The sequence below is a fragment of the Geotoga petraea genome (assembly GCF_900102615.1).
Lineage (GTDB): Bacteria > Thermotogota > Thermotogae > Petrotogales > Petrotogaceae > Geotoga > Geotoga petraea.
Window position 1 is genome coordinate 227,910 of sequence record NZ_FMYV01000004.1, and the last position, 9,763, is coordinate 237,672.

The window sequence follows — 9,763 nt, forward strand, 5'->3', positions numbered from 1 at the left end:
GAGTAAAATATATCGAAATATTTCTCTTTATAATGATTTTTCTCGAAATTCCTGATTTATCATAATCTTAATCATTCTAACGAGATTATACTGGATAAATTGAGCTTTCCTCCGAATTATATTCGTTTACAATATCGAAATCTACTTTTAATTCTTTATTATATTTTTCTTTTAAATATTTTACACCCGCTTCTCCAAACAAAATGTATGTCAACAAATCTTCATCTGTTTTTGTTATTAATCCAGCTTTCTTTCTGGAATTTTCTATTTCAGGGTTCAAATCATCTGCAGGCCTGTGATCTATAACTTTTTCATCTCCTAAAGCCTTTTTCATGAGTTCTTTATTAACCTCTCCAGGCGCTTTCCCATATTTACCTTTTAAATAGTTTTTCACTTCATTAGTAATCATTTGATATCTTTTACCTGTTAGAACGTTTATTGTAGATTGAACTCCAACAATTTGGCTGGTAGGGGTTACAAGTGGGGGATATCCCAAGTCCTTTCTTACTTTAGGCACTTCTTCTAAGACTTCATCTAATCTATGTTCTGCTTTCTGAGATTTTAATTGGGACACAAGATTAGATAACATTCCACCTGGTATTTGAGAATCCAATATTTTTGCATTGATAGATGTCATCTTCATGTCTTGATCTTCGTGATTTTTTCTTACCTTCCAAAAATGGTCGTCTAATTCCAAAATAAATTTCGAATTCAAACCAAGGTCAAATGTTTCATTAAAAGGTTCTACTGGGGGTTGAGATGTTCCATTTGCAAAAGGACTTAAAGCTAAGTTTATGCCGTCTGCCCCTGCATCAATAGCAGCATAATATGTCATAGAAGCCAATCCAGTAGTATTATGCGAATGAACTTCTATGGGGATATCAAATTTCTCTTTCAATGACTTCACCAAATTGTACGCCTTTTTTGGTAATAACAATCCCGCCATATCTTTTATACAAAGTGAGTCCACGCCTCTATCAACTAATTTTTTAGCAAAGTCCACATAAAAATCAAGGTTATGAACAGGACTTTCGGTATAAGACATTGCTCCTTGGACTTCCATTCCGTATTTTTTTGAAAATTCAATTGATTTCTCTAAGTTTCTAATGTCATTTAAAGCATCAAAAATTCTAATAATGTCCATACCGTGTTCGGCTGTTTTTTTGATAAATAATTCCAAAACATCGTCTGGGTAATGTCTATATCCTAAAATATTTTGTCCTCTTAAAAGCATTTGTGTTTTTGTATTTTTTAACTTTGACTTTATAATATCTAACCTTGCCCATGGATCTTCATCAAGATATCTTATGCAGGAGTCGTAAGTCGCTCCTCCCCACACTTCCATAGCTTTATAACCTACTTGATCAAATTTTTCTAGTTGGTCTACAAATTCTTCCGTTTTCATCCTGGTAGCAATTAAAGATTGTTGTCCATCTCTTAATGTGGTATCAACAACATATGGTCTCATTAAGACACCTCCAAAATATTTAAGTACAATTATATTCTAACAAGATTTGTTTAAAAAACTAAGTAGATTTATTCATCTTTTGTAAACAAAAAATTAGAAAAAATCACAACTAAATTGAAAAAACTTATAATTCCTTTGATTATTAAATGTATATAATACTTATTAAAACTTTAAAATAAATATGGTAATATTAACTTATGATGAGGTGATTTACTTGAAGAATTTCCTTCTTTCTATTCTTTTTTTCTTTATAGGTTTACTGATAGGTGGATTTCTATTTTTCACCTTTGCTGCAATGACATGAAAAAGCCCCCTAATTAAAAATAATTAAGGGGCTTTTTTTAATTGTTATTGTTATAGTATTTTTGAAACATGTATAATATTGGGATACCTATCGCATAGGTAACTACCGCTTGCCCAACTCCTATCCAAATCACTGTTGGCCAATAGGGAACTTCATATAACTTTGATACATACAGAGAAACTCCAAATGCATTAACAAATATCGGTGGCAACGGGGCTAAATATTTTTTAGGCATTTTCCAAGTTAAAAAAGCTGCAATAAGAGTCAAAAAACTTCCAAACCAAATATCCCATGCGCCAAGACCTCCAATTATATTTGCAACCATTACTCCAACATACAGTCCTGGAATAAAAGCTGGGTTTAGAAACGGGAGAACTGTAAAGGCTTCTGAAATTCTAAATTGTACAGGTCCAAAGCTTAATGGCTGAAATAAAACTGTCAAAACAACATATATCCCAGCTACCAGCCCTGCTGAAACTAAATCTTTTGTCTTCATCAGACACCTCCATGTTTTTTTAGGCGGGTTCTGCGACCGCCAGAATATTCTCACATATTTAGTATATCTATTAACTCTTCTTTTGAAATTTTATTCATAATATTTTTATCTATATATTCATCGTATAAAGATTTCTTTTTGTTTTTAAGCTTCAGAATTTTCTCTTCTATTGAATTTTTAGTGATTAATTTATAAACAACTACATTCCTTTTTTGACCAATTCTATATACTCTATCAGTAGCTTGATCTTCAACCGCAGGGTTCCACCATGGGTCAAAGTGTATCACGTAATCTGCCCCAGTTATATTTAGGCCAACTCCAGCAGCCTTTAAACTCAAAAGCAAAACTTTTTTATCTGGTTTTTCATTAAATTTATTTATAATCTGAGTTCTATTTTTGCTTATACCATAGATATATGAATAATCAATATTTTGTTCTTGTAATATCTCTTTAATAATATCAAGCATGGTTACAAATTGTGAAAATATAACCACTTTATGATCAGTTTCATTAATCTCTTCCATGAACTCTCTTATGAACTCTATTTTTCCAGAAAGATATTTATAATTGTCAAATACCAATCTTGGGTGATTGGATATCTGTCTCAACCTTAACAAACCTTCTAATACAGAAAACGATTCGACTTCTTCTCTTTCAAATTTTGATCTTATTTCTGACAACATTTTTTTATACAACTTTTCTTGTTCTTCAGTCATATCGAGAAAAATATTCTCTTCTATTTTTTCAGGTAGATCATCTAACACATCTTCTTTTTTTCTTCTCAAAACAAAAGGTTTTATCATTTTTAGATATTTTTCTTTTTTGTCTTTCTCGTTTATTTCAGAAATAAACTTTGATTTATTCGGTAAATATCCTGGAAGTATGAATTCAAAGATACTGTGTAAATCAGCTAAAGAATTTTCCAAAGGAGTTCCAGATAAAGCTATTTTCATCTTGCCATCAAGCTTTTTTATAACTCTTGATGTTTTAGTCCAAGAATTTTTTATCACCTGTGCTTCATCAATAATTATGTAGTCATAATATTGATTTTGAATATTTTTAGAGTTAAGTATGTTTCCGTAACTGGATATGATTATATTTTCTCTAATATTTGCCCCTGAATTATATACTTGATAATTCAAATCAGAAAATTTATCTATTTCATCGGCCCAGTTATACACAAGTGATTTTGGACATATGATGATAACTTTTTCATCACCTTTTACTATATTTGCTAAAAAGGCAATTATTTGTACTGTCTTTCCCAACCCCATATCATCTGCAAGTATCCCAGATAATTGGTTATCATCCAAAAACCTCAAAAATTTATAACCTTCATATTGATAATGCCTCAATTCCCCATGAAAATTTTTAAGCTCATAATCTTCAATATTTTTAATCTGCTTAAGATCTTGCAGATAATCATAGGCTTCTCCTTCTATTATTTCAGAATTTTTTACAAGATCAGAAAATTTTAGATCCTTTTCATAGTAAAGCTTTCGCGCTATTTCTCTTATATTATCTGGTATTTCTACCAAGTCTCCGTTTTTGAACACTATATATTTGCCATTCTCAATTTGATCAATATATTCAAGAAGGTTGTTAAAACCAAAATAAAGCTCACCTGTGAAGAAATTGTCATTTTTGTATGTCATTAAATTAAAATCAGGCTTTTTAACTATGTTTATATTTTTTGAAAATCTTATTTCCAGGTTTAAACCATCTAATTGTTCTATCTTATCCAAAAAGTTTACGAAAGCATCTGGTTTTAAAAAAGTTTCTCCGTCATCATTAAATTCAATGTTAACTATATTTTTTATAGTTTCAAGTCTATTAGTGATTTTTTTTGAAACAAATTTCTTTTTTATTTCTCCAATGGAGTATTCAGAATTTCCGACTTTGACTTTTGTTATTAATTTAAACCCATCAATCAATTTGTAAACGTATAGAACAAACCTGTTTTCATTAACCAAAAAATTTATATCTTCATCGTTAGTCTTTATTTTTATACCTTTCTGAAAAATATTGTCTCTAAAATCATTTAAAAATTTTATCAAATCTTTTTTATCTAATATAAAATTCTCTATATTACTCAGATCAAAAAAATCTTTTAAATTTAGTATTCTGATAAATCCTTCTGAATCTTGGATTGCAATATCAGTTTCTGAATAAAAGTAATCAATGATTTCATAATCGTTAAACCCATCTGTAAACACCCATTTTAAAAGGTAATAATTCTCAAATTTATCTATAATAAGATTGAGATTAATGCTTTCACCAAAAACTATTCTACTCCCATCGTCAAAATAAATGTCTAAATCCTTTTCTTTCAAAAGTTCAAAAGATTTTAATTTATAATCTTCTGAACTTTTACTTCCCAATATTTGATAAATATCTTTATAAAAATAAGGATTTTTTTCTATACCTTTTATCCAATTAGAATCCAAAAAAATTTTTGATTTTATGTTTTTTAAGTATATTTCATCAATTGGAGATAATATTTCATAATCATTTTCAAATAATTCTTGATAAACTTTGTAACCCTCATCTTTTTTTGTTTTCATCTTTAACAAAACTGCTGTAAAATGTTCACAAACACCTATGTTCTCTTCAGAATAATTACAATCACATTCATATCTATAATCGTAAATACTAGAAACAAAGGCTTTCAAATGAAAGCCTTTGATAGTTGCTGTTATATTTAATTCACCATTATTTTCTTCAAGATCAAATTGTTCAAATTCATCATCGTTAAATATTTTTAAAGCTTTTTCATAAATTTCGTCACTGGCTTCATTGATGATAGAATTTGCAATAACTTCATAATTCTTATTCATTCTCATTTATTTTATCCATTTCTAAATATTCACTTATCTCTTTTATCAAATTTTCAAAAATTCTGCTATCTTTTTCAGATTGTAAAGATTCTAATACTTCCAAAAGTGTTGAATAAACATTAGAACCTTTATCGATATTCAAAGATTTTATATATTCATAAATCTCTTGGTAATACATTAATAATACCTCTTCCTCTGTTAAATCAAACTTATCCTTTATGACAGACTTAAAAAAATCAAAATCATTTTGAATTATCAGATTTAAAATTTCCAATTTAGTATGTAATATTTTTTCATATTCATCATTATAACTGTTCAAAAATTCAAGATAACTATCTATTGAATTTATTTCAGAATTTTCATATATTATATCTTTATAAAAATTTAGATAATTTGTTAATGTTGAGCTTGTAGATTCTTCAGTGATTTTTTGTATTTCAGAATAGTTTTTTTCGAAATATTCTTCTGGTAAATTAGATTGTAGTTCCTCAAGCTTATCTATTTTTTTAACATAACAATACTCCAAATCAGATAAAATATTAAAATATGAAATATACCACATTTCTGGAATTTTCTCGTCACCAAAAATCAAGTCAGAATAAAAATTCTTAATTTCTAAAAAGCTTTTTAGATTTTGATCTTCCATTTTATCAATTCTATCTTGAATTTTTAAAGGTTTATAAGTTAAAATGAAATCAAAATTATTGGGATACTGATCTTTCCATTTCTTAATTAAGCTATCTTCATAGTATTTAATTATCTCATCTTTTAACCCATAATTTATAAACTCATTTGGATCTAATATTTCTTCAATTGAAAAAAGCGAATTTTCATTATAGCATAAAGTGTAACCATTAAGTCTTGAAGATTTAAAATCTTTAAAATTATTTAAATCATTTTTCTCATAAACAATATAATGGTTTATTGGTGTAGAAGCTAATGTTTCTTTGAAAAATAATTCTGTAGGTGTTGCTGGGATAGTTATTTGGTACTGTTCTACGTAAAAAACATCAAATTCTTCTAAAAGTTCATTTCGATGATTATCTATAAAATCTTCAAAATCATTTTCAATTTTAAGTTGATTTCTTAACATTTCTTCTAATTTTATCTTTCTGCCCAGGATTTCAGAGACATTATTTTTAATATCTTTTTTATCTATATTTTGAATATCAGACACATTCGTAGAATCTATCGTCAAACCTTTATCTGATATATATTTTTTCTTAATTTCTAATTCAATAAGTGATACTATAGAATCATATAAATAATCAGGCTGTGAAAAAAATAAATTTATAACATTTTCTTTCTTCATTTCATTAAAAATATTATAAAAAGTCAAAGAATAGGCATCTTCTTCTAAAATAGAATAGTCTTCAAGCATTTTCCCATTTTTTGTTGTTAAAATGGCAATTTCGTTTGTAAAAGTCAAAACCCCTAATAAAATAATAAGTATAACAAATACAAGATTCTTCATTAGAATCCTCCTTAATTTAATAATCAAGATAATTGTATCATAAAAACGTATAAAATTAATTATCTCCAGTAAATATTAATCTAACTTTTTTATAATAAAAGAATAAGTAAATATTTTAAACTTGATTTAATTAAAATATTATGATATAATTTTTGAGAAATTGAATAGAAAAAAATACCTATTCGAGGGCTTAACTGCCCTCGAAATTTGTTATAAGGGGGAAACAGAATGAGCGAAGACTTCAGGGATAAGATTATAAAAAAATCTGAAGAAATAGCTAAATCCTTAGGATTAGAACTTTTCGAAATAAATATAACTGGCCCGAAAAGGAAAAAGAATATCGAAATTACAATCGACCATCCAAAAGAAAGCGTTTCCATAGAAATGTGTGAAAAGTTCTCAAGAGAAATAGAACCTTGGTTTGATAGCATAGATATTCCTTTTAAAAGCTATAACCTTATAGTAAGTTCTCCAGGAATCGATAGAGCTTTAAGAGGACTAAAAGACTATAAGAGATTTAAAAACAGACTTGCTAAATTTATTTTAAGCGAAAGAATTGAAAACAGAACCGTTTTTATCGGTCATATAAAAGATGCCGATGAAGAAAGAGTTATAGTTCATGAAAGAGATTCAAAAAAAGATTTTGAAATACCGATAAATACAATAAAAAAAGCAAATTTAGAAATAGATCTATAAGGTGGTGAAAAAATGAATATAAACTTACTCGAAGCTTTGGATACTTTTGAAAGAGAAAAAGGAATTAGTAGAGATGTCTTATTAGATATTATTAAAAAATCAATCAAAAGTGCTTATAAGAAAAATTATGGAACTAAAAATGTAGAAGTTGAAATGGACGATAAACTATCTAAGTTAAATGTTTATCAAGTATGGCATGTTGTGGAAGAAGTAGAAGACGAACATGAAGAAATATCCTTAGAAGAAGCAAAACAAATTGATCATAAAGCCCAATTAGGTGGAATAATAAGAAAAAAAATAAATTTAAAAAAAGATTTTAAAAGAATAGCTGCTCAAACTGCAAAACAAGTTATTCTTCAAAATATTAAAGAATTAGAGAAAAAAGCTTTATATGAAAAGTACGTTTCTTTAAAAGACAAAATAACAAATGCCGAAATAATAAAAGTAAATCCTAATTTTGCAGAGATTAGAATAGGAAAATTAGAAACAAAATTACCAGATAAAGAAATGATCCCTGGAGAAAAATTAAATGCTGGAGATCTTGTAAAAGTACATGTAAAAGATATACAACAAACTACAAAAGGACCCAAAATCTTAGTTACTCGAGTAACTGCAGAATTGGTAGAAGACCTTCTAAGATCAATTGTTCCAGAAATTGGAGAAGGATTAGTAGATATAGTAAAAATATACAGAGAACCAGGAATAAGAACAAAAGTAGCTGTAAAAAGCAATGATCCTGATATTGATGCTGTTGGAGCGTGTATAGGTGAAAATAGTATGAGGATTAATGAATTAATATCTGAACTAAAAGTAGAAAAAGTTGATATCATAAACTACTCTGAAGATCCAGAACAATTTATCAAAAATGCTTTAGCACCAGCTGAAGTGAAAAAAATAATAATAAATGAAAAAGAAAACCATGCAACAGTGTATGTTCCAGAAACACAATTTTCCTTAGCAATTGGAAAAGGTGGTCAAACAGCAAGAACAGCCGCTAAAATTACTGGGTGGAAAATTGATATTCATACACTATAGAAATAACCTTCTAATTCATACATTTATAATATTATATAAACATGATATATATATTCAAGTGATACCATTATTTAGTATATAATATTATTAAGCTTAACTAACTTTTAGGAGGTAACCTCATGACCCATGAAGATATTTTAAAAACTACTCTTAAGAATAGAAAACAAAGGATGACTGCTCAAAGAGAACTTATTTTGAAAACTTTTATGGAATCCAATGGCAAATTAATGAGTGTAGATGAAGTTTTTCAAGAAATAAAAAACAAAAGATCACAAAGAACTAGCAAAATGACAGTAAAAAGATCTATAGATTTATTAGTAGAATTAAAACTTTTAAGGGAAATAAAATTTGAAAATTCGGATACGAAATATGAATTTATAAGAAAAGAAGACGAACAAGATGCAGTTATGATTTGTTTAAGATGTAACAAAGCAAAAAACATCAAAATAAAGAAAAAAAAGCTCATGGAAATAATAAACGAAGATATCTCTAATTTTAGAGTAAAAAATATCTCTTTAAAAATAACCGGTTATTGCGAAGATTGTTTAACAGACAGTATAAAAGAAGATTGACATAAGTCAATCTTCTTTTTTTGTTTTCTTCTTTCTATCATTTCTCCAAGAAGTTAATAACCCTACTATAAACCCTCCAATGGTTGTTAACAGCAATAAAATTATCAAGGATATTTCACCTTTAAACCACAAAAAATTAGTCTGTACTTTATTAGTATTTTGTATAATGAGCAAAAGCAATAAAATACTGACAATTAAAATAACCGTTATTTTAAATTTTTGCATAATTACACCCCCTTATCTTCAATTATACCAGATTTAGAAATCAGAGATTTCTGTTGTTAGTTGTTGGTTGTTGGTTGTTAGTTGTTAGTTGTTGGTTGTTAGTTGTTGGTTGTTAGTTGTTGGTTGTTGGTTGTTAGTTGTTGGCTGTTGGTTGTTGGTTGTTAGTTGTTAGTTGTTGGTTGTTAGTTGTAAGTTGTTAGTTGTTGGTTGTTGGTTGTTGGTTGTTAGTTGTTGGTAAAAAAGCTGAAAGCCTACTTGCTAAAAGCTAAAACCCTAAACACCCCGCAAAAAGCAGCACCCCTCTTAAACATTAAGAGGGGAATTTTTATCAACAAACAACAAAAAAGAGTCAACCTTGTGGGTTGACTCTTGAAGTATTGAAGGGGCGAAACCTACTCTTGCACACAATAAGTGTACTACCATCGGCATGAGTTGGCTTAACGGCCAGGTTCGGAATGGATCTGGGTGTGTCCCATCTCATTATCCTCACCCCTAATAACTAACTCACTAGTGCATAATTGTCCAAAGCCTCGGGCTATTAGTATCGCTCAGCTCAATACATCACTGCACTTACACTTGCGACCTATCAATGTCCTGTTCTCGAACTGCCCTTAACTCTTTCGAGCGGGAAATCTTATCTCGAGGTCCGCTTCCCG

At 28.4% G+C, this 9,763-nt stretch carries 8 protein-coding genes and 2 rRNA genes; 3 read left to right on the forward strand and 7 right to left on the reverse strand.

What is annotated here, in order from left to right; genetic code table 11:
• Positions 1–85: 85 nt before the first annotated feature.
• The 4 genes from BLS00_RS06335 to BLS00_RS06350 all read right to left on the reverse strand — a co-directional run bounded on the left by BLS00_RS06335 (position 86) and on the right by BLS00_RS06350 (position 6,579).
• On the reverse strand, positions 86–1,468 hold the full coding sequence (locus BLS00_RS06335) for a pyruvate carboxylase subunit B (RefSeq protein ID WP_091403757.1): 1,383 nt from the start codon (positions 1,466–1,468) through the stop codon (positions 86–88).
• Positions 1,469–1,809: 341 nt separating this feature from the next.
• Entirely contained in the window at positions 1,810–2,268 is a 459-nt protein-coding gene (locus BLS00_RS06340; protein ID WP_091403760.1) for a QueT transporter family protein, read from the reverse strand.
• Positions 2,269–2,318: 50 nt separating this feature from the next.
• A complete protein-coding gene (locus BLS00_RS06345) occupies positions 2,319–5,105 on the reverse strand; it encodes a DEAD/DEAH box helicase (protein WP_167849008.1) in 2,787 nt (928 codons plus the stop codon).
• Positions 5,098–6,579 carry a hypothetical protein gene (locus tag BLS00_RS06350; protein WP_091403764.1) on the reverse strand — a complete coding sequence of 494 codons (1,482 nt, stop codon included), beginning with the start codon at positions 6,577–6,579 and terminating at the stop codon, positions 5,098–5,100. Before BLS00_RS06350 ends, BLS00_RS06345 begins: the two co-directional genes overlap by 8 nt.
• Positions 6,580–6,807: 228 nt before the next feature.
• Between BLS00_RS06350 and BLS00_RS06355 the strand changes: the two genes are divergently transcribed.
• From BLS00_RS06355 to BLS00_RS06365, 3 genes are all read left to right on the forward strand, one after another.
• Positions 6,808–7,275 (forward strand): ribosome maturation factor RimP, encoded by a 468-nt coding sequence (locus BLS00_RS06355; RefSeq protein ID WP_091403768.1) that lies wholly within the window; start codon positions 6,808–6,810, stop codon positions 7,273–7,275.
• 12 nt (positions 7,276–7,287) lie between these two features.
• Entirely contained in the window at positions 7,288–8,310 is a 1,023-nt protein-coding gene (nusA, locus tag BLS00_RS06360; RefSeq protein ID WP_091403770.1) for a transcription termination factor NusA, read from the forward strand.
• Positions 8,311–8,429: 119 nt separating this feature from the next.
• Positions 8,430–8,882 (forward strand): Fur family transcriptional regulator, encoded by a 453-nt coding sequence (locus BLS00_RS06365; protein WP_091403771.1) that lies wholly within the window; start codon positions 8,430–8,432, stop codon positions 8,880–8,882.
• A 6-nt stretch (positions 8,883–8,888) separates the two neighbouring features.
• Here the strand turns inward: BLS00_RS06365 and BLS00_RS06370 are convergent, their stop codons facing one another.
• The 3 genes from BLS00_RS06370 to BLS00_RS06380 all read right to left on the reverse strand — a co-directional run.
• Positions 8,889–9,107 carry a lipopolysaccharide assembly protein LapA domain-containing protein gene (locus BLS00_RS06370; protein ID WP_091403774.1) on the reverse strand — a complete coding sequence of 73 codons (219 nt, stop codon included), beginning with the start codon at positions 9,105–9,107 and terminating at the stop codon, positions 8,889–8,891.
• 380 nt (positions 9,108–9,487) lie between these two features.
• Positions 9,488–9,601: ribosomal RNA gene (gene rrf, locus BLS00_RS06375) — 5S ribosomal RNA — on the reverse strand.
• A 23-nt stretch (positions 9,602–9,624) separates the two neighbouring features.
• Positions 9,625–9,763, reverse strand: a 23S ribosomal RNA gene (locus BLS00_RS06380); the annotation flags it as partial.